Source organism: Kribbella orskensis (assembly GCF_004342085.1).
Classification (GTDB): Bacteria; Actinomycetota; Actinomycetes; order Propionibacteriales; family Kribbellaceae; genus Kribbella; species Kribbella orskensis.
The window spans coordinates 226,213-249,907 of the sequence record NZ_SLWM01000005.1; the positions used below are offsets into that span (position 1 = coordinate 226,213).

Sequence of the window (23,695 nt, forward strand, 5' to 3'; positions counted from 1 at the left end):
GACGGTCTTCCCCGCCGAGGTAGACCGCACGGAATTCGCATAACGCACGAGGCGCCCTGATGCGAGGCGTCGCCTGTTCCGTCGCCAGTGCCCCGCTCACGCGGAGCACACAGAACCACCCGCTGGCTGTCCTGACGCCGATTGCGCGAGGCTCAGGGCAGCCAGCAGGGTGGTTTCGTCATTTCCAGCCGCTACTTCTCAACCAGTACTTCGGTGGTCACCGAGTTCGCGATGAAGCACTCCTGGTGGGACAGGTGGTGCATCCGCTCCAGCGTCGCCTCGTCCGGGGTCTCGCCCGCGAAGGTGATCTCGGGGTGCAGCGTCACCCGGGTGATCGCGATCCGGCCGGCCTCGTTCTTCTCCATCACCCCGACCGCGCGATCGACGTACGAGTCGACCACCAGCCGCTTCTTCGCCGCGATGGCGAGGAAGGTCAGCATGTGGCAGGACGACAGCGCCGCCACGAACGCCTCCTCGGGGTCGACCCTCGCCTCGTTGCCCAGGTAGACCGGGTTGGCCGACCCGGGCACGGTGACCCCGTTGTCGAAGCGCCACTCGTGGTCGCGGCTGTAGGTCTGGTAGGTGAACTCGTGCTCACCACGGCTCCAGCTGATCGCGGCCACGTGCTCCGACATTTTCGAGTCACCTCTCCGAGACGTTCCCCCGGCACCAGGACGGCGCCGCCACGGGATTGCATCGTACGGGGGTGTCCCCAGGCAGCTTCGCGAGGAAGTCACTGTCGTACCGCGCGGTCATCCCCGCCACCGGGAAGTCGGTGGTGACCCACTGGGCACCGCTCGAGCGCGATCCCGATCCGGCTGGTCTCGTTCGCCAGCACCGTCGCCATCGGCTCGTCCGACCCGGGGCGGACCAGGTAGCCCTTGCGCACCAGCCGCTGGATCTCGGCCTGGTTGCGCGCGGATGTTCTGCTCCTGCAACTGCGGCGGGATCGAGGCGTGCGAGTAGAACAGGTTCAGGTCACCTGCAGCCTGCATCGAACTGTCATCGAGGTGAACGCTCCAGGAGTGGCAACGTTGTCCCCCTCGGCGTGCACAATGGCCCCATGGTCACCCCTTCTTCTGCCGGCGAGGATCCGGCAGCAGACAGCGGCACGGCGTACCCGTTGCGCCGGACCCCGACCCAGGACCGCGCGAGCCGCCAGGTCGAGCGGATCCTCGACGCCGCCTGCGCCGAGGTGGTCGAGCGTGGGTACGACGCCGCCTCGACCAGCAGCATCGCCCGCCGCGCGGAGATCGCGGTCGGCAGCGTCTACCGGTACTTCCCGGACAAGCGGACCCTGATCCAGGCGATCGAGCGGCGCAACCAGCACCGCTACACCGAGGCTGTCCGCGAGCGTCTGGCCGCGGTGGCGGACTGGCGCGAGGCGGTCGACGTCACCCTGGACACGTTCCGCGAGATGCACCGGACCGACCCCGGCTTCCGGGCGGTGGTGCTGAGTGGTCTGGGTGATCCGGACCTGGAGGCGACGCCTGGCGAGTTCGACGACCAGCACGCCGGCGAGTTCGCCGAGTTGCTGGTACTGCGCTTCGGCGCCCGCGACAGCCATGAGTTCCGGCTGTCGGTGACGCTGACCATCGCGATGGGCGAGGCCCTGTCCCACCTGGCCGAACGCCTGCCCGCGGACGACGTGGAGTACGTGCTGGCTCAGGGCCGGCCGGCCCTCCACCGCCTGCTCGAGCCTCACCTCCCTTGAGGCCGGCTCGAGCAGGGCTGACAAAATCAGAAGACCCCCGCCACCCGGGCGAGGGATCGAGGGGCGCCGGCTCTGCCCGTGTGACAGCCCCGGCTGAAGGAATGATCTAGGGCAGCGGAACCGGTGACCTCGGGCCGAACTGCGGCCAGTGGCTCACCTTGCCCGCGATCCTGGCCCGACGAGGCGCCCGGATGTCGTAGCTGACGATCACCCTGTCGTCCTTGACGTAGCTGCTCGCCGACGCCAGCGGGATCATCCGCTGGACCTCGAACGGGCCTTCGCCGTGTCGCGTGTAGTACTCGACAGTGATCTCCAGGCATTCCGCCGTCGTACCGCTGTCCAACTGACCGCGCACCGGTCCCCGCACCCGGGTGACTCGCCCCGCCGTCTTCTCCACTCCGTCGCCGCTGCGCTTCACACCCGCAACAACATCCGCCACGATGCATGCCGTGACCAGCAGCACCAGGCCGAACCCACCGATTACAACGATAGTCAACATGGCACTCACCCCCGACGCGCCGCCCGCTAGCGACGCGGTCGTCGTTCCGAAACTGCCTTGTGCGGGCCCTCCCGCACAAACGGTGAGACGCCACCTGGGGGTCGCAGGTTCCCAGGTTCTGACAAATGAGTTTCAGTTGTCGCCGAACATGCCGAACTCGTACTGCGGGGGCACCGGCCGCCCGGTGCCGAGGTCGCGCTGCACCCGCTGCCAGTACTCCGCGAGCGGGTTCGCTCCCTCCCGTACTCCGGCCAGTTCGATGCCCTCGTCCAGCAGGGCTTCCGCACCGGCGGGGTCACCGGTCTGGAGGAGGTACCGGACCCGGGCGAGCCGGAGCCGCGGGTCGTCCCGGACCTCCGGCGCGACGCGATGGAAGATCTCCTCGGCGCGGGAGTTCTCGCCGGCTTCCAGGCAGGCGTTGATCGCCTCGGCCATCAGCGGCACCACGCTGCCCGGGGCCAACTCGGTCGCCTGCTCGTAGTCGGCGAGGTTGTTCGTGCAGACCGCGAGGTTGCGGCTCGCCCAGGCGTTCGGCTGCCTCGTCCGGGAGGTCTCCCAGGCTGTGAGGGCGCCCGCCCCGTCACCGGCGTACCAGCGGGCGACACCGCGGTGGTACCAGACGAGCCAGTTGTCGTCATCGGCTGATTCCAGCAGATCCTTCCAGCTCACCAGGGTCCCGTCCGGTGTCTGGTCGGTCCCGGTCTCGGGGAGGTGTCCGTCCAGCAGTGGCAGCCAGGCACGCTCTCTTTCGGTCATGGTGTCCTCTGTGAACGGGGTCCCGCTGGAGACCTTCCAGCCGGTCCGCCGCAACTCCAGCGCACCCCAGCCTGACCCGGTTGCGAGCGACTGCGTCGGCTCGGCGTCCGCGATGGTCAACCACTCTTGCTCGCGATCCGGCAACGCTGCGAGCACCGACTCCAGTACTGCGCTCGCTCCGGTGCGGGCGGTCTTCCAATCGTCCGCATGAGCTGTGGTGGGGTCCACCGACAGGCGGCCGTAGGCCTCGAGCCAGTGCCAGTTGGTTGCTGCTGGCAACTTGACGTGTTCCATCTGGGTCCGGGCCAGGCCGGCCTGGATCTCGGCGTACCCGGCGCCTTCGAGTCCGGGGGACAGCCAGTCCTGCCAACGGCGGCCGCCCTTGGCCTCGCCCCAGACGAACAGCTTCCGGCCGCGCAGCCGCTGCGTCGACGCCTGCGCCAAACCGTTGCCCTCAGCATCGAGTGACGCGATCCAGGGGCGCTCCTCGGGCGGCAGTTCGAAGAAGAAGTCGACGGCTCGCTTGTGCCGCATCGAGTAGGTCAGGTCGAACCCCTCGTACTCCGGTACGCCGACCAGGTCGAGGCGGTTGCCGTAGCCGAAGCGCCAGGCCTGGTCCGCGGGCACGAGCACCCGGGTCTCCGGGGACTGCTCGACGGCGATGTTGGACCACCAGTACGCCGGGACCTCCTCGCTCGACGGGTTCTGGATCCGCGCGCCGACGTACAGGTGTTCGGAGTCTTCGGGGAGCCAGAAGTCGAGTTGGGTGACGAGGTTGCGGGTGCGTTCCCATTCCCAGAGGCGGAGCATGGGGGTGCCGTCGGGGCCGTCGACCTGGGCGGCGTGCAGGGGTGAGCAGGTGCCGGTCCAGTGGCCGGTGCTGCCGAGGTTCCACTCGACGCCGCCGGCGAACCAGGCGTTGCGCAGGGCGAGGTTCGCGGGTTGCAGGACGGGGTTGCGGTAGAGCAGCTCCTGGCCGGAGGTCTTGTGCACGAGAGAGTAGAGGCGGCCACCAAGGCTGGGGAGGACGGTCGCGCGGAGGTTGTCGTTCTCCAGCACGAGCGACGGCAGTGCGCGGTCGACCAGGTCGCGGTCGTAGCCGTCCTGGTCCAAACAGGGCAGGGTGCTGGCCAGCCGGCCGTAGCCGATGTTGTCGCGCATGTCCGGCGGCAGGTCGTCGGAGTTCTCGACCTGGTGCATCTCCTGCTGGCTGCGGAGCGGCGGCAGCGGGTTCTCGTCTCCCAGGGAGGCGGCGGGCAGGGTCAGCTCTTGCGCGGAAAGGGTCGTCACAGCCTTGATTCTTGCAAGTTCGAGCAGGTCCGTCCATCGTCCGTCCATCGTGGTCCGGTGTCCGCTATACATGGACTCCACCGGACGGTGAGGGGATGGACTGATGGACGCGGATGTGATCGTCGTCGGCGCGGGGCTGGCCGGGCTGGCCGCCACGGCGGAGCTGGCCGACGCGGGCAAGAAGGTGCTGCTGCTCGACCAGGAGTCGGAGGCATCACTCGGCGGCCAGGCGTTCTGGTCGTTCGGCGGGCTGCTGTTCGTCAACTCGCCCGAGCAGCGCCGGATGGGCATCAAAGACTCGCGTGACCTCGCCCTGCAGGACTGGCTCGGCTCGGCCGGGTTCGACCGGCTGGACGACGAGGACAAGTGGGCGCGGCAGTGGGCCGAGGCGTATGTCGACTTCGCGGCCGGGGAGAAGCGCCCGTGGCTGCATGCCCAGGGCGTGCGGCTCTTCCCGGTAGTGGGCTGGGCCGAACGCGGCGGGTATAACGCCGACGGCCACGGCAACTCGGTGCCACGCTTCCACATCACCTGGGGAACTGGCCCGGGTCTCGTCGCGCCGTTCGAGCGCCGGGTCCGCGAGGGGGTCGCCAAGGGGCTAGTGGAGTTCCGGTTCCGGCACCGGGTGGACGAGCTGACGGTGACGGGCGGCGTCGTCGACGGTGTCTCCGGCAAGGTGCTCGAGCCGAGTGACGTCGCCCGCGGCGTGGCCAGCTCGCGGGTCGAGGTCGAGGACTTCGCGCTCACGGCGCAGGCGGTGATCGTCACCTCGGGCGGCATCGGCGGCAACCACGACCTGGTCCGGTCGAGCTGGCCGGCGCGGATGGGTAAGCCGCCGACGGAGATGATCTCCGGCGTACCGGCGCACGTGGACGGCCGGATGCTGGGGATCACCGAGGCGGCCGGCGGCCGGTACGTGAACCGCGACCGGATGTGGCACTACACCGAGGGCATCCGGAACTGGGACCCGATCTGGCCGATGCACGGGATCCGGATCCTGCCCGGGCCGTCCTCGCTCTGGTTCGATGCCACCGGCAAGCGGCTGCCGGTGCCGCTGTTCCCCGGCTTCGACACCCTCGGCACGCTCGAGCACCTCATGACGACCGGCTACGACTACAGCTGGTTCGTGCTGACCCAGAAGATCATCGAGAAGGAGTTCGCCCTGTCCGGGCAGGAGCAGAACCCGGACCTTACCGGCAAGGACATCCGCGGCGTGCTCGGCCGGGCCCGCGGCGGTGCGACCGCGCCGGTGCAGGCGTTCATGGACAAGGGCGCCGACTTCGTCGTCCGGGAGAACCTGGCCGACCTGGTCCGCGGGATGAACGAGGTGGCCGGCAATGACCTGATCGACCTCGCGGACCTGGAGCGGCAGATCAAGGCCCGGGACCGCGAGATGGACAACACCTTCACCAAGGATCTTCAGATCACCGCGCTGCGCGGCGCCCGCAACTACCGCGGCGACAAGCTGATCCGGGTGGCGTCGCCGCACAAGATCCTCGATCCGAAGGCGGGACCGTTGATCGCGGTCAAGCTCAACATCCTGACCCGCAAGTCCCTCGGCGGGCTCCAGACCGACCTCGACTCCCGCGTACTGCGGGCCGACGGGACCCCGCTGCCCGGGGTCTACGCGGCAGGCGAGGTGGCCGGCTTCGGCGGTGGCGGCATCCATGGCTATCGCTCCCTGGAGGGCACCTTCGTCGGCGGCTGCATCTTCACCGGCCGTACTGCGGGGCGCGCCGCGGCCAAGGCGGTGTCCTGACGGCCCATCCGCGCACGGGCTCTTGTGTGGCGTGATCCCCTGTCCGTGAGTCGGCCGGCCTTCTAGCGTTGCGCGCAGCCAACTCTGGGAGGACCTCCTATGCGCCGCCTCGCTTTGTCTGTTGCCGTGTTGTGCCTGGCTGGTGGTCTCACCTTGCCCGCCGAGGCTCATGGGTGTCCGCGGCTGCGGGTGCCAGGGGCGGAGTACCAGGTTGTTGCTTGTCTGGATGAGCTGACGACGGCGGGGACGGTCGCGTCGGGGCATACCAATCCGGCCGACTACGCAGGGCTGACGCATGCGGGGTTGCCTCAGCAGTCGGGGGTGCCCGGGGTGCAGATCGACGGGTACTTCCCGGACACCTCGCGGACGAATGCCAATCACGGGTGGAACCACGATTCGCAGTACGTGATCCGGCTGCCGGAGAAGTGGAACGGCGGGCTGGTGGTGGCGGGGTCGCCCGGGGTGCGAGCGCAGTACGCGAATGACCGGGCGATCTCGGACTGGGTGCTTGCGAAGGGGTATGCGTTCGCGGCGACCGACAAGGGGAATACCGGGGCGAACTTCTTCACCGACGGGGTGAAGCCGGGCGATGCGATCGTCGAGTGGAATCAGCGGACGACGCAGCTGACCCGGGCCGCGCGGGCAGTCGTCGCCCAGCGCTACGGCCGCGCGCCGCGTGAGGTGGTGGCCGCGGGCATCTCGAACGGCGGCTACCTGGTTCGCTGGCAACTGGAGAACCACCCGGAGCTCTACACCCGTGGCGTGGAGCTGGAAGGCACGCTGTGGACCGCCAACGGCCCGAACCTGCTGAACTTCCTGCCGCCGGCGATCAAGGGCTACGAGCAGCACTCACCCGCACAGATCGTTGCCGCGGGCTTCGATCCTCGGTCGGACTTCCTCTGGGACTTCCACTACACGGTCTACTGGAAGCTCACGCAGCGGATCTACGCGGCCGAGCTGGACCCGACGTACACCGGAACCGAGGCCGACTACGACTACGCGTCCCGCCCCGCCGCGCAGGAGGCCGTACGACGGATCGCGCTGACCGGGAAGATCGGTAGGCCGCTGACCACGTTCCACGGCACGCTCGACAGCCTGCTGCCGATCACGCAGGACTCCGACGTGTACGCCGACCTGGTCCGGCAGGCGGGGAGATCCCGGCTGTTCACGTACCAGCGGGTCGAGGCAGGCAACCACGTCGACGGTCTCGTCGACGCCCACCCCGACCAGCTGGTGCCGCTGGTTCCCCTACTGCAGAAGGCGATCGCGCGTTAGATCACCCGTCAGAACACCATGGTGAGGAGATCGGCGAACAGCTCCTGCTCGTCGATCTCCAGGCCACGGCTGGTGAACCAGGTGCACATGTTGTGGCAGTCCCGGAGCAGGAAGTCCATCCCCTTCGGGTTGCCGACGATGTCGACCACCTGCGGCAGGTCGATCATCACGATGCGGTCGCCCTGCGCCAGCACGTTGTACGGCGACAGGTCTCCGTGGGCCAACCCCGCCCTGGCCAACTCGCGCATCCCGTCCCGGAGCTGCTCGAAGTACGACGCGAGCAACTCCCCCTTGGGCCGGACCTGCGCCAACCGCGGCGCGGCACCGCCGTCGCCGTCGTCGATGAACTCCATCAGCAGCTCGGTGCCGTCCACCTGGACCGGGTACGGCACCGGGACTCCCGCTTTCCAGAGCCGGCAGAGTGCGTCCCACTCCGCGTAGGCCCATTGCCCGGCCGCGACGCTGCGCCCGTGCGAGGTCTTCTTCGCCAGCGCCCTGGTGTCCCGGCTGTTGCGGGTCCGCCGTCCCTCGACGTACGAGGTACTGCGGTGGAACGAGCGGCGTTCCTCGGTGCGGTACCGCTTGGCGGCCAGCAGCGAGCGCCGGGCGGGGTTGTCGCCGATCTGCTCCACTGCCCGTTCGAGCAGGAAGACGTCGGCTTCCTTGCCGGTTTTGAGGATGCCGAGCTCGGTATCGATCGCGGCCTGTTCCGTCACTACCCAGTGGGGCCGTGGATCCGGGCCGCGAGAACCGCGCTCGACATCCAGCCAGGTAGACCAGCGTTGGTCCGGGCCCAGCTCTTCCTGGATTGTGTCGAAGCGGAAGACGAAGGCGTCGGCAACATCTGGTTCGGACTCGTCGCCGGCCAGTTCGGCCCAGCGGGCGTCGCTCCAGCTGGAGTCGTTGAGTTCGGAGGATTCGGTGGGGTCAGAGAGATCGTGGTCGGTACGAAAGACGTCGGAAGACATCTGATGTGCTCCTGAAGGATGAAGTGAGGCTGACGCGGGCATGCCGCAGCACAGTGATGGACATCCGTTCAGCCCTCCTTCGGTTCAGGCAGCACTCGCAGCTGCACAAGTGGGTCCAGCATGCAGTCCCCCGCAGCCGGCCGCAAGGTATTTATCACCGTGCGCGGACGGTGTGCTTGGCCACCGCCGCGGGGGTTACCCCACTGGCACAGCAGTGGGGCAACCCCCACCCGAGGGGCGCAGCACCCACTTCGGCGCGAAACGCGCATCGCGGGTCACGGCGAATGATTGGAAGGACGGGAGCAGTTCGTCAGGTGCTCAGAGGGTGGAGGACGACGGTTTGGCCGGGGGCGGAGGGCAGGCGGGTGATGCCGGCGGGGAGTTGGCGTGAGGTGGTCTCGTCGACGGCGCCACCCAGCCAGGGAAGGTCGACCGCGAGATCAGAGCCGGTTTCGCTGAGGATGCGGATTTCTTCGATCTGGCCGCCCCGGAGCGTCGCGCTGACCAGGAAAGCGCCCGCCGCCCGGAGGGTGGTGAAAGATGCGTCGACCTCGTGCGGCCAGTTGGGGAAGAAGCGCAGTACGCCGTCGTAGCTCTGCAGCAGGCACTCGTTGATGACCCCGGGCAGGGCGAAGTTCTCCACCCAGATGCCGCCGCGGCTCATGAAGTCGAAGGAGGTGGTGTCGTCGTAGCGCCCGTGTACCGCGCGGACGCGGTCGGTCGCAGTACCGTTCGGCAGCAGGCAGTAGCGGACGTCACGCTTGAAGCGTTCCAGGTCGAGGATGCCCAGCCGGGCTGCCTGCAGGGCGGCGAAGACGAGTTCGTTGCCGCCCTCGATCGTCTGGTTGCGCCACGTCCGGCGCAACAACTCCAGGTCGGCCGGGTCGCTGCCAAGGCCGACCTGCTCGGCCGGGAAGGCCGGGACGGCGGCCACGGGCACGTTGTAGACGATGGCCGGATCCTCGCCCGGCGTCGACACGACCACCTGACCATCGCGGGATTCCGCGAGCGGATAGTCGACCAGGCCGAGCAGAACCTCCTGCACCTGGGACAGCAGTTCCGCCTCTTCGGGCGAGCGCTCGAGCACCCGGGTCGCTTCGGTGAAGGCGTTGAGGAGGAAGCGGCCCAGCGCCAGATCCACCACACAGTCGGCGTTGTAGCGGAACCCGGGCCGCAGTCCGTACAGCTCGGGCGTCACCGTCGGGAAGACGTGGAGCTTCCCGTCGTCGACCGCCCCGCGATCGGACGAGGAGAGCACGTAGTCGACGAAGAAGAGCGTTGCCTCCTTCAACGGCCCGAAGGCGCGATCCCGCAGATAGTCGAGGTCCTGGGTGTAGAGGTAGTGCCACCAAAGGCTCTGCACCGCCCACGGGGTTTCGCAGACTTCCCAGGCCCAGGACGGATCGGGGTACGGGTTTGTTGCCATCAGCACCGGATATGCGGAGTGCGGGAACGCCGCGCCGCGCAGACCGTAGTACCGGCCGGCCCAGTCGCGGCTGATCGGCAGCAGGTGGTCGACCATCGACACGTACGGCTCGTGCAGCTCCGGGTGGTTGCTCGAGAAGACGCCCCAGAACGGCTGCTGCACGTTGTAGTTCAGGTGGTAGTCACCGTGCCAGTCACTTCCGATCCGCCGGAACGACCATGGCCCGAAGAGCCCGGGGCAGGTCTTGCCCGGGGCTGACGCGCAAGCCAGGAAGTAGGAGTTGCGATACCAGAGCTCGGTCAGGAACTCGTCCGCCAGCTCGACCGCCGAAGCCTGCCAGTACGACGACCAGAACCTCGTCGTGCGCTCGCGATCCACCGAGTAGTCGCCCAGCGCGACCACTCCGGCGACCGCGGCCTCGTACTCGACGCCATGGTTCAGAGACACCACGACCCGTAGGTGGGCCGAGTCCGCCAAGGTCCGCTCGAGCGCGCCGTCGGAGTGGAGCTTGCCGTCCACGCCGCGCCGGGATCCCTGCTGCAGCACAGCGTTGGTCGTTGCCGTGAGCACGAAAGCGTTCGCGTCCACGGCCGGGTCGATCGCCGGCAGCACCTGGCGGAAGCCGAGACCCGAAGCCGGCAGCACCTCGGGGGCAGGACCGGTCGCGCCCGTCCGCGGATCCGGGATCAGCCCGACCGGATCGGGAAGCAACTTGATCCGGTCGAATACCGCGGTACCGGCCTGGCTGACCCACAGGCGATCGTCCTCGCGCGCGACGAACACCTCGACCTCCACCGGCGCACCGTCGGCGAGCAACGAGATCGTGCAGGTCGCGGTCGTCACATCGAGGCGGTGGCCGAGCATCTCCACCCGGCGCGGGTCGAAGCCGAGGATCAGCGAGCCGCAGGGGAACGGCCGCGGGAACGGCAGGTCGTAGCTCGCCCTGACGAGGTCGTTGTACTGCGCGAACCACGGGTCGTCGGTCAGATCGTCGAGCGTCGGGTCGATCGCGGCGACCTTGGCGAACACCTCGGCGAAGGTGCCGATCCCCGGGGCGTGCCCTTCCTCCACCCGGATGTCCCACACCTCGTTGTGGCCGAAGTGGATCACCACGGCATCGGGCCGGGTGGTGACGACGGCCCCGAGCCCGCCGTTGCCCAGCAGCGCGCCCTCGAAGAAGTCCGGAGCGGCGCCATCGTGAGTGATCGATCCGTGCTTCATGAGGAGTCCCCGCAGCAACTGTTCGGCCAGATTACTTTCTGCGGGAAAAATACTAGTGGAACTGCGAGCGCGCGGTCGGGCGCAGTCTCAGGTTCTGCGGGGGCGCGACGGAACGGCGGGTGAGCTCGGGGAGCACCTCGGTCTGCCAGGCCGGGGAGGCGTCGAGCCGGCGCCGGTGCTCGGCGTACGCGGTGTCGTCCGGGAAGGTGGCGAACCAGGCGAGCACAGTCTCGTCCCGGAGTGGGAGGGCCGGGAAGTTGTTCTCGGCAGGGAGGGTCTCGAATACCGCCGCGAGGACGGCACCCGTCGCGGCCAGGACGGGCGCGACCTGGTCAGCGAAGTACTTCGTGAACCCGTCGTCGGGCGAGCGACGGTGGTAGACCGCACCCGCGACCACGGAGGGCGGGATGTCGCTCGCGCCGATAGGCGGACGTGGTGCGTCGAAGGCGGGATAGCCGGGCTCGAGGTCGATCGGCTGGAGTAGCAGAGCGTTGTCGGAGTCCGCCATGGTGGCGTTGGCCGCGGCGCTGTGCTTCCGCCAGATCGGGCCGTAGTAGAAGCCGTTCAGGGCGTCCGCCCGGGCCGGCAGGTCGGTGAAGCCGCGCAGCCAGACGAAGCGGTCCGGGTCGTCGAGATCGCGGAACTGGGCAGAGACGTGCATGCCGTACTGCTCCTGCCCTTCGACGAACGACTCGTCGAAGATGTCGATCAGCACGTCCCGCTGACCGGGGTGCAGGGTGTACTGCCGCAGATCCACCACCGCACAGCACTTGTGCCGTTCCTCGCCCATCCGGCTGCTCCTCTCGTCTGCCACTGTGAACCCCGGAGCCCCAGTCAACCGGTCAAGGCTGACAGCAGACGTCAGTGTTCGGGAGTTCGGCGGTTGGGTACCTGGCTCGGAACACCCTCGTCCCCAGGAGCCGCTCATGATCGACGAAGGACGACTCGGGCACTACCTCCAGGACCACTACGCGGGCTCGGCCGCGGGAATCGAGCTGTTCCGCCGGGCCGCGGACCAGCAGACCGACCCGGTCGCCCGGACCACCCTGACCGCGATGATCGCGACGGTGGAGGACGAACGAACCGCCCTCGAGCGGTTCCTGGCGGCGATCGGGGCCAAGCCGGATCCGGTGAAAAACGCGGGCGCCTGGCTGGCGGAGAAGATCGGCCGGTTCAAATCGAACGGTGAGCTGATCCGGCGGTCGCCGCTGAGCGATGTGGTCGAGCTGGAGACACTACGGCTCGCCGTCGAGGGAAAGGCCGCGGGCTGGCGGGTACTGCGGCAGCTGGCCGAGGACGACGCCAAGTTCGACGCGGCCGAGCTGGACAAGTTGCTGTCCGCGGCCGCCGACCAGATCGTGCAGCTGGAGAGCCTCCGGATGAGCGCGGCCAACCGCGTCTTCCGCCAGACCCCCTGAGCGCAGTACACCTGAGCGCAGTACACCTGAGCGCAAACCCTGAGCGCAAACCCTGAGCGCAGGCCGACTGAGTGACAAGCCGGCACCTGTGCGTCAGCGGCCGGAACCTGGTGGACCCCAGCCTCCGCGCGGGAGGCTGGGGTCCTGAATCAGGTGGGGTGTTACGTGAAGATGCTGACGCCGCCGGGGCCCACCAGCAGGCCTACGACGATCAGAGCGGCGCCCATCAGTAGCTGACCGCGAACGAGTGACACGATTCCCGAAATGACGAGGATCGCCGCGATGATCCAGAGCACTAGGCCCATGGCCGTTCCTTTCTCGACGGGCCGGACCTGACACAGCGTCCGGCGGCTGAACTCCCCGTGCGGTCGGACGCCGGGAATCACCCCGGCGTCCTCCTGAGCGGTCGCCCGCCTGGACATCTGGTGCCCGTCGCGAACTCGCGCAAACGGGGTCCGGAGGACCAAAAGAGCACGATCGTCCGGATGGTAAGGCAGTAAGCACGATCGTCCGCCACGCATGGCGGGCACTGATCGGGGCACCGGGCCAGGGACCGAACGATGGCACCAGAGAGCTCGGGAGACGACGTGAGAATCGGGTATTTCCTGTCCAGCGAGGAGTACACGCCGTCGCAGCTGATCGAGCAGGCCCGGCTGGCCGAGGAGTCCGGGTTCGACGGACTGTGGATCTCCGACCACTTCCACCCCTGGAACGACGAGCAGGGCCAGAGCGCCTTCGTCTGGGGTGCGATCGGCGCGATCTCCCAGGTCTGCGAACTGCCGGTGACGACGGCCGTGACGTGCCCGACGGTGCGGACCCACCCGGCCGTGATCGCGCAGGCGGCGGCCACCAGCGCGGTACTGCTGAACGGACGGTTCACGCTCGGCGTCGGTACCGGTGAAGCCCTCAACGAGCACATCGTCGGCGGTCCTTGGCCGACGGTCGACGTTCGGCTGGAGATGCTCGAGGAGGCCGTCGAGATCATGCGGCGGCTGTGGACCGAGGACGGCTTCGTCACGCACCACGGCAAGCACTACACGGTGGACACGGCACGGATCTACACCCGGCCGGACACCCCGCTGCCGATCTACATGTCGGGCTTCGGACCCGAGGCCACGGATGTCGCCGCGCGGATTGCCGACGGCTTCATCACCACCTCACCTGACAAGGACCTGCTGAAGCGCTTCCGGGACAACGGCGGCGGCACGAAGCCGACGCAGGTCGGGTTCAAGGTCAGCTATGCGCCGACCGAGGAGGAAGGCATCGAGCAGGCACACCGGATCTGGGCGAACTCCGGCCTGCCCGGCGAGCTCGCCCAGGTGCTCCCGTCACCGCGTCACTTCGAGCAGGCCAGCGAACTGGTGACGAAGGAGCAGACCGCGAAGTCCGTTACCTGCGGCTCGAAGGCGGACGCGCACGTCGAGGCCTTCAAGCCGTACGTCGAGGCCGGCTTCGACGAGATCTACGTGGCGAACCTGGGACCGCACTCGGTCGACATGATGAAGCTGTATCGCGACGAGGTACTCCCCGAGCTCCGTCGGTCCGGCCGGTAGAGCCGCGGCAAGGCCTCAGCGCAACGGGAATCAGGGCAGCAGCGAGACGGCGGTGCGGAGATCGCGCACGAACAGCTCGAAGTCCCGCCGGTACTCACGCGACCGCACCACCGAGGACGGATGCACCGTGGCCATCGCCGCGGTGCCGTCCGGCAGCTCGACCGGCTCACCGCGACGCACGGTCACCTTGAAGCCGGTACCGAGGAGCGCGCGGGCCGCGACCGCGCCGAGAATCACCACCAGCGAAGGCTTCACGATCTCCAACTCACTGACCAACCAGGGCTTGCAGGCAACGATCTGGCCGACCGCCGGCGTCTTGTGGATGCGGCGCTTGCCCTGGCGCTCGAACCGGAAGTGCTTGACCGCGTTGGTCAGGTAGACCTCGGACCGCTCGATCCCGGCCTCGGCCAGGGCCTTGTCCAGCAGGCGACCTGCGGGGCCGACGAAAGTCCTGCCCTCGTGGTCCTCGACATCGCCCGGCTGCTCACCGACGAGCACCATCCGCGCCGACGCGGGACCTTCGCCCGGTACGGCCTGGCCGGCGTACTGGTAGAGGTCGCAGCCTTGGCAGGACGCCAGTGCGGCCGTGAGTTTCTTCACTCCGCCGGTGGCCGGGACCCATTCTGAGGCGCCAGGGAACTTCTCCACGCTGATCAGGTGCCCGTTTTCAAACACCTGTAACAGTTCGGGGGTTGCAACGGGCGCTCGAGTTTGGTCTGGTGGAAGGCAAGTGGTTCAGCAATGACGCCACCCACCGCAGGACGACACGACGAGGTCTCTCACCGTGACGATCGCACCTGTCAGCGCTCCCGACTCGAAGCAGCGCATCGCCGATACCACCCAGGAACTACTGGTCGAAGCCCACCAAGTCCCCGATCCCCGGCACCAGCAACTGCTCGACGAAGTGGTGATCCTGAATGCGCCGGTCGCGCGTTCGATCGCCTCCCGCTACCGCCGCAAGGGGGTGGACGAGGACGACCTGGAACAGGTCGCCTACCTCGGCCTGGTGAAGGCCGCCAACGGCTACATGCTGGATACCGACACCGCCTTCCTCGCGTACGCCGTACCGACCATCCGCGGCGAGCTGAAGCGATACTTCCGTGACTGCGCGTGGACCGTCCGGCCGCCGCGCCGGGTGCAGGAGATGCAGGGCAGCATCGCCGCGGCCGAGCCCGAGCTGACCCAGAAGCTGGGTCATCTGCCGTCGGACGCGGAGACCGCCGCGGCGCTCGGCACCGAGACCGGCGAGATCACCGAGGCGTCCTCGGTGCGCGGGTGTTTCAGCACCCTCTCACTGGATGCGCCCGGGCCGGCCGACGGTGGCGCAAGCCTGATGGACACGGTCGCCGACGCGGAGGACGGCTACGAACTGGTCGAGAACGTGCACACACTGACTCCCGTTGTCGCGGAACTCGGCGATCGCGACCGGCGGATCCTGGAGCTGCGGTTCTGCGCCGGCTTCACCCAGGAGGAGATCGGCAACGAGCTCGGCGTCAGCCAGATGCAGGTGTCCCGCCTGCTGCGCGGCATCCTCGATCGCCTCCGCAGCGAACTCAGCCACCAGCCGGGCATCACTCGAGGACGGCGCGGGCCGGCCTACCCCTGCTGACCCCAGCGCCAGCCGCGCACCTCCGGCAGATCCTCGCCATGGGTGGTGACGTAGGCGTGGTGGCGGGTCCGCTGGTCTGCGAAGTACTGGCGGGCCGAGATCGCGCGGCTGCGCAGGGACGGCACGCGGTCGATCACGTCCATCGCCAGGTGGTAGCGGTCCAGGTTGTTGCGCACGACCATGTCGAACGGCGTGGTCGTGGTGCCTTCCTCGATGTACCCCCGGACGTGCAGGTCGTTGTGGTTGTTCCGCCGGTAGGTCAGCCGGTGGATCAGCCACGGGTAGCCGTGGTACGCGAAGATCGTCGGGACGCCCGGCGGGAAGATCGCGTCGTAGTCCCGATCGTGCAGACCGTGCGGGTGCTCCGTGGCGCCCTGCAACCGCATCAGGTCGACCACATTGACGACGCGGATCTTCAACTGGGGAAGGCGTTCCCGCAACAGGTCGACGGCCGCCATGGTCTCCAGCGTCGGCACGTCACCGGCGCAGGCAAGCACCACATCCGGATCGCCGTCGTCGTTGCTGGCGAAGTCCCAGACGCTGATCCCGCGCGCACAATGCAGCGCCGCGGCGTCCCAGTCGAGCCAGTTGGGCTGCGGTTGCTTGCCTGCGACAACCACATTGATGTAGTTCCGGGTCCGCAGGCAGTGGTCCATCGTGGACAGCAGCGTGTTGGTGTCCGGCGGCAGGTAGACCCGGACCACCTCGGCCTTCTTGTTCACCACGTGATCGATGAAGCCGGGATCCTGGTGCGAGAAGCCGTTGTGGTCCTGGCGCCAGACGTGTGAGGTGAGCAGGTAGTTCAGCGACGGGACGGGCCGGCGCCACTCCAGCCGGTTCACCGTCTTCAGCCACTTGGCGTGCTGGTTCACCATCGAGTCGACGATGTGCACGAACGCCTCGTACGACGAGAACAACCCGTGCCGCCCGGTCAGCAGGTACCCCTCGAGCCAGCCCTGGCAGGTGTGCTCGCTGAGGATCTCCATCACCCGGCCATCGGCCGCGAGATGCTCGTCGGTGTCCAGCACCGCGCCGTTCCAGGCCTTGGCGGTGGTCTCGTAGACCGCGGACAAGCGGTTCGACTCGGTCTCGTCCGGGCCGACCAGGCGGAAGTTCCGGTGCTGCTCGTTCGCCCGGAACACGTCGCGCAGGAACGTGCCGAACACCTTCGTCGGCTCCCCGTCCTCGGCCCCGGGCGCCTTCACCGGTACTGCGTAGTCGGCGACGGGTGGCAGCTCCAGATCCCGGGTGAGCACGCCGCCGTTCGCGTGCGGGCTCGTCCCCATCCGCAGCGACGGGCTCGGTGCGAGGTCGAGTACTTCCGCGACAGGACGGCCCGTCTCGTCGAAGAGCTCCTCCGGCCGGTAACTCTTCAGCCAGTCCTCCAGTTGGTGGAGATGCTGGTCGTTCGTGCGGACACCGGACAACGGCACCTGGTGGGACCGCCAGATGTCCTCCACCGGCAGGTCGTCCACCGTGCGCGGACCGGTCCACCCCTTCGGCGTCCGCAGTACCAGCATCGGCCAGGCCTGGCGCGGTACGGCGGACGTGGCGGTGCGGGCCTCGAGCTGGATCTCGTCGATCCGCTGGAAGCACTTGTCCAGCGCGGCCGCCGTCGACTGGTGCACCTTGGCCGGGTCCGAGCCCTGGACCAGGAAGGGCTCGTGACCGTAGCCGCGGAGCAGCTCGGCCAGCTCCTCGTCGCCGATCCGGGCGAGCACCGTGGGATTGGCGATCTTGTAGCCGTTCAGGTGCAGAATCGGCAGCACCGCGCCGTCGCGGCGCGGGTCGAGGAACTTGTTCGAGTGCCAGGAAGTTGCCAACGGCCCCGTTTCGGCCTCGCCGTCGCCGACCACACAGGCGACCACCAGGTCCGGGTTGTCGAACGCGGCGCCGTACGCGTGGCTGAGCGAGTAGCCCAGCTCGCCGCCCTCGTTGATCGAGCCGGGCACCTCGGGGGCCACGTGACTGGGGATGCCGCCGGGGAACGAGAACTGCTTGAACAGCCTCGCCATCCCGGGCTCGTCCAGCGTGGTGTTCGGGTAGGTCGCGGTCCAGCTGCCCTCGAGCCAGCTGTTCGCGACGATCGCGGGACCGCCGTGACCGGGCCCGATCACGTACATCAGCTCGCGCTCGCCGTGCCGGATCACCCGGTTCAAGTGGGTGTAGATCAGGTTCAGCCCGGGCGTCGTACCCCAGTGGCCGAGCAGCCGCGGCTTGATGTGCTCGGGCCGCAACGGCTCCTTGAGCAACGGGTTCGCGAGCAGGTAGATCTGCCCGACCGACAGGTAGTTGGCGGCTCGCCAGTACGCGTCGAGGCCCTGCAGCTCCTCGTCGCTCAGCGGGGTGGCGTCGACTTGCTGCACGATGGCGCTCCTCGTCAGGGGGTGAGCAGTACCTTCACAACACGGTACTGCGTCAGCGGCCGACGGCCTTCTCCAGTTCGGCCTTGGTCATCTTGGAGCGGCCCTTGATGTTCTTCTGCTTGGCCTCGTTGTAGAGCTGGTCCTTGGTCCGGCCCTGCGAGCCGCTGTGCGAGCGGAACCCACCGCGACGGCTGGAGGAGATGTCGTGCGTGGAGCTGCGGCTCTTCTGCTTCGCCTCGCCGGAGCGGGCGCGCTCCTTGTTCACGGTGCGGGCCGCGATCTCCTCCGCGGTGTCCTCGCTGCGGCCGCGCTTCTTCAGACCGGCCTTGATGTGCTCGTACTGCCGCTCACGTTTCTTGCTCGATCCTGCGGGCATCCTCGACTCCTTCCGTGCGTGCGCGCCCTGTACCCCGTGTCGACCGCGAGCAATCAACTCGGCGACACCGCTATTCGTCACCGCGGGCGACCAGGCGGGCCACTGATGGGTCGATCGCTTCGCGGACCTCTTGGCGCTCGAGGTCGTCCGAGCCGGTTTTTCTGATCGCTCGGGCGACCGTTCGGCCCTTCTCGTACTGCGTGATCACGCGCGGGTCGACGTACGAGGCGCGGGCCACGGTCGGGGTGTTGCCGAGGTGTTCGGCGACCTCGGTGAGCATCTCCTTGACAGCCTTCTTGGCGGCCTTCTTCGTCTCCGGCGGATCGGCCTCGGCCAGTTCCACCGCGGCGTGAACGGTCGCGGTCCAGGTCCGCAGGTCCTTCACGGTGTACTCGTCGCCGACGATCTCCTGGAACCTCGCGTTGATCAGGTCGGCGTCGATCTCATGCCAACTCTCCTGGTCGCGGTAGACCAGGAGTCGTGGGTTGTCGTGCCGGCTGCGCTTGAGCGCGGAGACCGCGGCCGCGAGCTTGTCGTCCTCGAGTTCGAGCGTTCGCTGGATACCGCCCTTGGCGATGAAGTCGAAAACCAGCAGTCCCTTGCGGACCCGGACGTCCTTCCGCAGCAGGGTGGCGGCTCCCCGGCTGCCGTATTCCTCGGCGTACCGAGCGTTGCCGGTCCGGAACACCCCGTGGTCGAGCATCCGGAGAGCTACTGCGAGAACCCGCTCACGGCTGAGTCGCTTCAAGCAGAGATCCCGGTCCACCGTCTTGCGGAATTCCGGCAGCCGACGGGCGAGGCGGCGTACCCGGTCGTGCTTGTCCGCGTCCTGGGTGGCCCGCCACTCGTCGTGGTACAGGTACTGGCGGCGGCCGGCCTCGTCGGTGCCGACGGCCTGGATGTGGCCGTTCGGGTACGGGCTGATCCAGACGTCCTGCCAGGCCGGCGGGATCACGAGCGCCCGGATTCGCTCCACCACCTCGGCGTCGGTGATGACGTTGCCGTCAGCATCGAGATAGCTGAAGCCCTTGCCCCGCCCGCGCCTGGCCAGGCCGGGCTTGTCGGGGTCGCTCCGTCGTAACCGCATGCCTCCCGGTACCCGCTTGGAAAACCGCTCTCCGGCTTGCGGGCGGACTCTGGAAGGCGGCATGGCCTGACGTGCATGGGTTGGTTGGCGCTGGGCACCGGAGCGGGGGTCAGATCCGGCTGCACGGAGGAGGAACCGATGGGTATCGGGGACAAGATGAAGAACGCCGCCGAGAGCGCCAAGGGCAAGGTGAAGGAGAAGACCGGCGACGCGACCGACAACGAGGACCTGCAGGCCGAGGGCCAGGCCGAGAAGTCGGTGGCCGACCTGAAGCAGGCCGGCGAGAAGACCAAGGACGCCTTCAAGGACTGAGAACGTCCAGAGGGCTGAGGACCGGACACACCGTGTTCGAAGGATTCCGGCTGGAACGGATCCTGGTGGGCGACATCGCTCTCAGGGTCCGTTACGGCGGCCGTGGTGCTGCTGCACGAACACCCGCGGACGCACACCACGTGGTACCAGGTGGCCCGTGCACTCGCCGACGCCGGATACACCGTGGTCTGCCCGGATCTGCGCGGGTACGGCCAGTCGAGCAGATCTACGGCGACCCACTGGCCGTATGGCGCCCGTGGTGCAAGGAGCCCGTGGTGGGGCACGGCATCGACTCGACCCACCACATCGCCGAGAATGCCCCGGCCGAACTCGTTCAGAGCCTCCGCGAGTTCCTGTAGCGTCGGGCGGGTGGACTTCGAGGAGGCAGCGAGCGCGCTCTACGCGGCATCGGCGGCCGACTTCATTGCTACTCGCAACGAGCTCGCCAAGCAACTGAAGGCGGACGGCGACCAGCTCGGGTCGACCCGGCTGAAGGCGCTGCGCAAACCCACCGTGGCGGGCTGGCTGGCCAACCTGGTCGCCCGGGAGCGGCCCGACGACATCGACGACCTGCTGGCGCTCGGCGACGAGTTCCGCGAGGCCACGGCGGATCTCGACGGTGAGCGGCTCCGCGAACTGACTCCGAAGCGGCACAAGCTGATCGACAAGCTCTCGAAGTCGGCCATCGGTCTGGCTGAGCGGGAGGGCCAGAAGGTCAGTGCGGACGTCGCCCAGAAGCTTCGCGAGACTCTGGACGCGGCCTTGGTGGATCCGTCCGCCGGCGAGGCCGTTCGCGAGGGGCGGCTGAGCAGCGCCCTGCGGCACGTCGGGTTCGGAGTCGTCGACGAGAGCGGCGAGCCGTCCAACATCACGCCGATCACCGACGAACGCCGGCAGCGGGCCCAGGCCCGCCGCGCCAAGGCCGGTGAGTCCGAGAAGGCAGCAGCCGACAAGGCAGCCGAGAAGGAGTCGGCGGCGGAGAAGGCCAAGCGCGAGAAGGCCGAACGCGAGCAGGTAGAGCGCGAAGCCGCCGAGAAGGCGGAGGCGAAGCAGGAACTGGACGACGCCATCGCCGCCGCCGAGGCAGCCGACGCGACGGTGGAAGACCTCGACAGCCAGCTCTCCGACGCCCGCGACGCCCTCGCCGAGGCGCAGGAAGCAGTGCACCGGATCGGCGAGGAGCTCGACGAGGCCCGCAAGGCAGCCCGGGCCGCGCAGAAGGAGTCGCGAGAGGCGCGCAAGCGGTACAACAGGCTCTGAACGGGTGACTTCCCGCGGCCTGAGGGTTGGCGGGATGGGTACTGGCGGTCTGGATACTGGTGGTCTGGGCAGTAGCAGTGTTGTGCTGCAGTGATCGGAGAGAGGGCGGCGGTCATGGCGCGGGCGATCTGGAGCGGGTACATCAACTTCGGGCTGGTCTCGGTGCCGGTCGGGCTGTTCAGCGCGACCAAGGAGCACGAGGTCGACTTCCACCAGTTCCAGCGCGGCACCTCGGACCGGATCCGCAACAAGCGGGTGAACGAGCGGACCGGCCGCGAGGTCGACTACGACAAGATCGTCAAGGGCCACGATGTCGGCGGCGGCGAGTACGTCATCGTCGAGCAGGAGGAACTGGCCGACATCGCGCCCGGCCGGTCCCGCTCACTGGAGATCTCCACCTTCGTCGACCTGGAGGAGATCGACCCGATCCACTTCCAGAAGACCTACTACCTCGGCCCCTCGGACGAGGAGAACGCCTCGTCGTACGGGTTGCTCCGCGACGCCCTGGCCAAGACGAACCGGGCCGGGATCGCGACGTTCGTGATGCGCGGCAAGGAGTACCTCGCCTCGATCCGGGCCGACGGCAAGGTGCTGAAGCTGCACACGATGTACTTCGCCGACGAGATCCGGGATCCCGGGGAAGTGGGCACGCTGCCGGCGAAGGTGAGCCAGGGCAAGCAGTTGTCGATGGCAGTGGACCTGGTCGAGGCGATGAGCGGCGCCTGGAAGCCCACGGAGTACAAGGACAGCTACACCGAGCGGGTGCAGAAGCTGGTCGAGGACAAGCGCAGAGGCAAGGAGATCGTCTTCAACGAGGAGGAGCCCGAGGCGACCTCCACGACCGATCTCGTGTCTGCGCTGCGAGCCAGCGTCGAAGCCGCCCGGTCCCGTCGCCAGGGTGGCGCCAAGAAGAGCCCGGCGAAGAAAGCCGCGTCGGCGAAGAAGAGCCCCGCGAAGAAGACGGCCAAGAAAGCCGCCAAGAAGAAGGCGGCCTAGGCGAACTGCCGCAGCAGCTCGGCCCGTACTACGCTCGCCGCGCTCCGGTGCCCCGCGTCGGACCGCGTGACGACGTACAGGGTGTTGAGCGGTGGTAGTTCCGGCTCGGCGAGCAGCCGCAACTCGCCGGCCTCGATCGCCTGGCCGCACAGGTACAGCGGGAGCACGCTCGCCCCGGCGCCGGCCCGTACTGCGGCGAGCACCCCGCGCAGATCCGGTACGACGAGGTCGGCCGCGCGGGTCAGCCGTACTCCGAACACGCTGCGCCAGTACCGCCGGATGATCGGCGCGTCCTCCGCGTAGGCGACCAGCGGGATCTTGCGCAACGACTCGGGCATGGTCACCGGCGTACCGGTGAACCAGCGGGGCGCGGCGACCAGCGCGAACGTCTCGTCGCACAGCGGGGTGATGCGCAGCCCGGCCCGGCGTGGCCGTACCGAACTGATCACCACGTCGAGGCTCCGGGCGGCGAGGCTGTCCAGCAGTTCGTCAGGCAGGCCGACGCGGGTCCGGAGCTGGAGACCGTCGCCGAGCCGCTCGGCCAGCGCCGGCAGCACCCGGTCACACAGGAAGTCGACCGGACCACCGAGCTGGACCGTCGCCGCGACCGGTTCCTCGAACTTGTCGACCACCAGCCCCTGCAGCACGTCGATCGGCTCGGCGATCCGGCGCGCGAGCTCGTCACCGGCGGTGGTCGGCCGGACGCCCCGCGCCTGCCGCTCGAACAGCGGCCGCCCGAGCGCCGCCTCCAGCGCCTTGAGGTGGGCGGTCGCCGTCGGCTGGGACAACCCGAGCGTCTCGGCGGCCGCGGTGATCGACCCCGTCCGGTAGATCGCCAGAAAGGTCCGCAACAGGTCGAGGGAAACACTCAAGTCAGACGTCCTCCGTCAGGTCTTCGCTGCTGCTGGTCACCGCGCAGAGCCCGGCGTCGGCCCGGCCGGCCGTCGTCGCGCCGGCCATGCTCCTCAGGCGCCGCTGACCTCTGGGCTCATTCGTTGGAGTTGGGGAGGAGGTAGCTGCTGGGGTCGCCGGGAGCGCCTGCCTCGATCCAACGCAGGAAGCCGTCCGGGTTGCGGCGCTCGAACTCGTCCAGGCAGATCCGGCGTACCTCGGCGACCGCCTGCCGGTCCCGCGGCCCGGCGCCCTGTGCGAGCGTCGCCGTGGTCTCACCCCATACGCTGCAGAGTTCCTCGATGCTCAGGGGGCACTGGAGCGAGGCGATCAGCTTCTCGTCCTCGAACTCGTCGGCCCTGCTCAGCGCCGCGAGGCCGCGGTACTGCGTCTTCTGGCGACGGCGGTCCCTTCTGCGCGGGCGGCGGTCTCCGGGCAGCGCGAGGTCGATCAGCACGAAGACGCCGGCTGCGAACAGGGCGATCACCAGGCCGACCGCTCCCCAGCTGAGCAGCTTGACCATGCCCGGGACACAGAGCACTCCACCGGCGGAAGCGGCGGCTACCAGCACGGGCGACCGGTACGGCACCTCGTCCGCGATATGCAGGACCACCGCGGCCAGAGGCCAGGCGAGGGTGAACACCACTGCGAGCAGGATCGTGGCCGCGAGCGGGCCGAGTACCAGCACCCCGGCCAGCAACCCGGCCGTACCGACCCCCGCGCCGGCCGCGGTCGCCGTGCGCTGCGCTCTAGGGGATAGGTGCATCTCGCCGGACTCACTTGTCATCGTGAACGGGACATGGCGGTGGGCACCGCCGACGGTCCCCACCAAACGGCCGCCTCGCTCCCCACAGCGCCGACAGCCTGTACAGGAACAACGAACTGGCCACCGGAACTGTTCCCGCCGATCGGTCCCGAT

General features: G+C 68.5%; 23 protein-coding genes. 9 read left to right on the forward strand and 14 right to left on the reverse strand.

Features of this window, described 5'->3' with window-relative positions:
• Positions 1–191 precede the first annotated feature (191 nt).
• Positions 192–635 carry an OsmC family protein gene (locus tag EV644_RS16440; RefSeq protein ID WP_132189146.1) on the reverse strand — a complete coding sequence of 148 codons (444 nt, stop codon included), beginning with the start codon at positions 633–635 and terminating at the stop codon, positions 192–194.
• 98 nt (positions 636–733) lie between these two features.
• Positions 734–889: a phosphatidylinositol-specific phospholipase C1-like protein gene (locus EV644_RS46290; RefSeq protein ID WP_241998235.1), complete on the reverse strand. Its 156-nt coding sequence runs from the start codon at positions 887–889 to the stop codon at positions 734–736.
• Positions 890–1,063: 174 nt separating this feature from the next.
• On the opposite strand from EV644_RS46290, the gene EV644_RS16450 reads away from it, so the two are divergent.
• Positions 1,064–1,714: a TetR/AcrR family transcriptional regulator gene (locus tag EV644_RS16450; protein ID WP_132189147.1), complete on the forward strand. Its 651-nt coding sequence runs from the start codon at positions 1,064–1,066 to the stop codon at positions 1,712–1,714.
• A gap of 106 nt (positions 1,715–1,820) precedes the next feature.
• Here the strand turns inward: EV644_RS16450 and EV644_RS16455 are convergent, their stop codons facing one another.
• Together EV644_RS16455 and EV644_RS16460 are read right to left on the reverse strand one after the other, a co-directional pair.
• Positions 1,821–2,213 carry a DUF3592 domain-containing protein gene (locus EV644_RS16455; RefSeq protein ID WP_241998237.1) on the reverse strand — a complete coding sequence of 131 codons (393 nt, stop codon included), beginning with the start codon at positions 2,211–2,213 and terminating at the stop codon, positions 1,821–1,823.
• 132 nt (positions 2,214–2,345) lie between these two features.
• Positions 2,346–4,259: a DUF5107 domain-containing protein gene (locus EV644_RS16460; RefSeq protein WP_241998239.1), complete on the reverse strand. Its 1,914-nt coding sequence runs from the start codon at positions 4,257–4,259 to the stop codon at positions 2,346–2,348.
• A 103-nt stretch (positions 4,260–4,362) separates the two neighbouring features.
• On the opposite strand from EV644_RS16460, the gene EV644_RS16465 reads away from it, so the two are divergent.
• Positions 4,363–6,018 (forward strand): FAD-binding dehydrogenase, encoded by a 1,656-nt coding sequence (locus EV644_RS16465; RefSeq protein WP_132189148.1) that lies wholly within the window; start codon positions 4,363–4,365, stop codon positions 6,016–6,018.
• Between the two features lie 99 nt (positions 6,019–6,117).
• Entirely contained in the window at positions 6,118–7,293 is a 1,176-nt protein-coding gene (locus tag EV644_RS16470; RefSeq protein ID WP_132189149.1) for an alpha/beta hydrolase family protein, read from the forward strand.
• 8 nt (positions 7,294–7,301) lie between these two features.
• On the opposite strand, the gene EV644_RS16475 is transcribed toward EV644_RS16470, so the two are convergent.
• From EV644_RS16475 to EV644_RS16485, 3 genes are all read right to left on the reverse strand, one after another.
• Complete coding sequence (locus EV644_RS16475) at positions 7,302–8,261, reverse strand: serine protein kinase RIO (RefSeq protein ID WP_132189150.1); 960 nt, start codon at positions 8,259–8,261, stop codon at positions 7,302–7,304.
• A 310-nt stretch (positions 8,262–8,571) separates the two neighbouring features.
• Entirely contained in the window at positions 8,572–10,908 is a 2,337-nt protein-coding gene (locus EV644_RS16480) for a glycosyl hydrolase family 95 catalytic domain-containing protein (protein WP_132189151.1), read from the reverse strand.
• Positions 10,909–10,960: 52 nt separating this feature from the next.
• A complete protein-coding gene (locus tag EV644_RS16485) occupies positions 10,961–11,698 on the reverse strand; it encodes an NIPSNAP family containing protein (RefSeq protein ID WP_241998241.1) in 738 nt (245 codons plus the stop codon).
• 136 nt (positions 11,699–11,834) lie between these two features.
• On the opposite strand from EV644_RS16485, the gene EV644_RS16490 reads away from it, so the two are divergent.
• The gene (locus EV644_RS16490; RefSeq protein ID WP_132189152.1) at positions 11,835–12,326 is read left to right on the forward strand and encodes a hypothetical protein; all 492 of its coding nucleotides are present in this window, start codon (positions 11,835–11,837) and stop codon (positions 12,324–12,326) included.
• A 161-nt stretch (positions 12,327–12,487) separates the two neighbouring features.
• Here the strand turns inward: EV644_RS16490 and EV644_RS45350 are convergent, their stop codons facing one another.
• Entirely contained in the window at positions 12,488–12,631 is a 144-nt protein-coding gene (locus tag EV644_RS45350) for a GPGG-motif small membrane protein (protein WP_012918574.1), read from the reverse strand.
• Between the two features lie 282 nt (positions 12,632–12,913).
• Between EV644_RS45350 and EV644_RS16495 the strand changes: the two genes are divergently transcribed.
• A complete protein-coding gene (locus tag EV644_RS16495; RefSeq protein ID WP_132189153.1) occupies positions 12,914–13,879 on the forward strand; it encodes a TIGR03557 family F420-dependent LLM class oxidoreductase in 966 nt (321 codons plus the stop codon).
• Positions 13,880–13,909: 30 nt separating this feature from the next.
• Here EV644_RS16495 and EV644_RS16500 read toward each other — a convergent pair whose 3' ends face one another.
• Positions 13,910–14,554 carry a UdgX family uracil-DNA binding protein gene (locus EV644_RS16500; protein WP_241998243.1) on the reverse strand — a complete coding sequence of 215 codons (645 nt, stop codon included), beginning with the start codon at positions 14,552–14,554 and terminating at the stop codon, positions 13,910–13,912.
• 109 nt (positions 14,555–14,663) lie between these two features.
• Here EV644_RS16500 and EV644_RS16505 point away from each other — a divergent pair, with 109 nt between their 5' ends.
• Entirely contained in the window at positions 14,664–15,488 is an 825-nt protein-coding gene (locus EV644_RS16505) for a sigma-70 family RNA polymerase sigma factor (protein WP_132189154.1), read from the forward strand.
• Here the strand turns inward: EV644_RS16505 and EV644_RS16510 are convergent.
• The 3 genes from EV644_RS16510 to EV644_RS16520 form a co-directional block, all read right to left on the reverse strand.
• Positions 15,476–17,854: a phosphoketolase family protein gene (locus EV644_RS16510; RefSeq protein WP_132189155.1), complete on the reverse strand. Its 2,379-nt coding sequence runs from the start codon at positions 17,852–17,854 to the stop codon at positions 15,476–15,478. The two genes, EV644_RS16505 and EV644_RS16510, sit on opposite strands and share 13 nt — an antisense overlap.
• Positions 17,855–17,906: 52 nt before the next feature.
• Entirely contained in the window at positions 17,907–18,230 is a 324-nt protein-coding gene (locus EV644_RS16515; protein ID WP_132189156.1) for a plasmid stabilization protein, read from the reverse strand.
• 70 nt (positions 18,231–18,300) lie between these two features.
• Positions 18,301–19,317 (reverse strand): DNA topoisomerase IB, encoded by a 1,017-nt coding sequence (locus tag EV644_RS16520; protein ID WP_132189157.1) that lies wholly within the window; start codon positions 19,315–19,317, stop codon positions 18,301–18,303.
• Positions 19,318–19,455: 138 nt separating this feature from the next.
• Between EV644_RS16520 and EV644_RS16525 the strand changes: the two genes are divergently transcribed.
• The 3 genes from EV644_RS16525 (at position 19,456) to ku (ending at position 21,885) form a co-directional block, all read left to right on the forward strand.
• Entirely contained in the window at positions 19,456–19,629 is a 174-nt protein-coding gene (locus EV644_RS16525; protein ID WP_132189158.1) for a CsbD family protein, read from the forward strand.
• Positions 19,630–19,998: 369 nt separating this feature from the next.
• Positions 19,999–20,889, forward strand: a complete 891-nt coding sequence (locus EV644_RS16535; RefSeq protein WP_132189159.1) for a hypothetical protein — start codon at positions 19,999–20,001, stop codon at positions 20,887–20,889.
• A gap of 114 nt (positions 20,890–21,003) precedes the next feature.
• Complete coding sequence (gene ku, locus EV644_RS16540; RefSeq protein ID WP_132189160.1) at positions 21,004–21,885, forward strand: non-homologous end joining protein Ku; 882 nt, start codon at positions 21,004–21,006, stop codon at positions 21,883–21,885.
• On the opposite strand, the gene EV644_RS16545 is transcribed toward ku, so the two are convergent.
• Complete coding sequence (locus tag EV644_RS16545; protein ID WP_132189161.1) at positions 21,882–22,757, reverse strand: LysR family transcriptional regulator; 876 nt, start codon at positions 22,755–22,757, stop codon at positions 21,882–21,884. The genes ku and EV644_RS16545 overlap by 4 nt on opposite strands.
• Positions 22,758–22,873: 116 nt before the next feature.
• Entirely contained in the window at positions 22,874–23,563 is a 690-nt protein-coding gene (locus EV644_RS16550; RefSeq protein ID WP_241998246.1) for a hypothetical protein, read from the reverse strand.
• Positions 23,564–23,695: the final 132 nt, after the last annotated feature.

Coding starts and splice junctions, on each gene's coding strand:
- EV644_RS16480 (WP_132189151.1), bottom strand. CDS start 10,908: ATGAAGCACGGATCGATCACTCACGATGGCGCCGCTCCGGACTTCTTC.
- EV644_RS16485 (WP_241998241.1), bottom strand. CDS start 11,698: ATGGGCGAGGAACGGCACAAGTGCTGTGCGGTGGTGGATCTGCGGCAG.
- EV644_RS16440 (WP_132189146.1), bottom strand. CDS start 635: ATGTCGGAGCACGTGGCCGCGATCAGCTGGAGCCGTGGTGAGCACGAG.
- EV644_RS16455 (WP_241998237.1), bottom strand. CDS start 2,213: ATGTTGACTATCGTTGTAATCGGTGGGTTCGGCCTGGTGCTGCTGGTC.
- EV644_RS45350 (WP_012918574.1), bottom strand. CDS start 12,631: ATGGGCCTAGTGCTCTGGATCATCGCGGCGATCCTCGTCATTTCGGGA.
- EV644_RS16550 (WP_241998246.1), bottom strand. CDS start 23,563: ATGACAAGTGAGTCCGGCGAGATGCACCTATCCCCTAGAGCGCAGCGC.
- EV644_RS16525 (WP_132189158.1), top strand. CDS start 19,456: ATGGGTATCGGGGACAAGATGAAGAACGCCGCCGAGAGCGCCAAGGGC.
- EV644_RS16520 (WP_132189157.1), bottom strand. CDS start 19,317: ATGCGGTTACGACGGAGCGACCCCGACAAGCCCGGCCTGGCCAGGCGC.
- EV644_RS16515 (WP_132189156.1), bottom strand. CDS start 18,230: ATGCCCGCAGGATCGAGCAAGAAACGTGAGCGGCAGTACGAGCACATC.
- EV644_RS16490 (WP_132189152.1), top strand. CDS start 11,835: ATGATCGACGAAGGACGACTCGGGCACTACCTCCAGGACCACTACGCG.
- ku (WP_132189160.1), top strand. CDS start 21,004: ATGGCGCGGGCGATCTGGAGCGGGTACATCAACTTCGGGCTGGTCTCG.
- EV644_RS16470 (WP_132189149.1), top strand. CDS start 6,118: ATGCGCCGCCTCGCTTTGTCTGTTGCCGTGTTGTGCCTGGCTGGTGGT.
- EV644_RS16450 (WP_132189147.1), top strand. CDS start 1,064: ATGGTCACCCCTTCTTCTGCCGGCGAGGATCCGGCAGCAGACAGCGGC.
- EV644_RS16475 (WP_132189150.1), bottom strand. CDS start 8,261: ATGTCTTCCGACGTCTTTCGTACCGACCACGATCTCTCTGACCCCACC.
- EV644_RS16465 (WP_132189148.1), top strand. CDS start 4,363: ATGGACGCGGATGTGATCGTCGTCGGCGCGGGGCTGGCCGGGCTGGCC.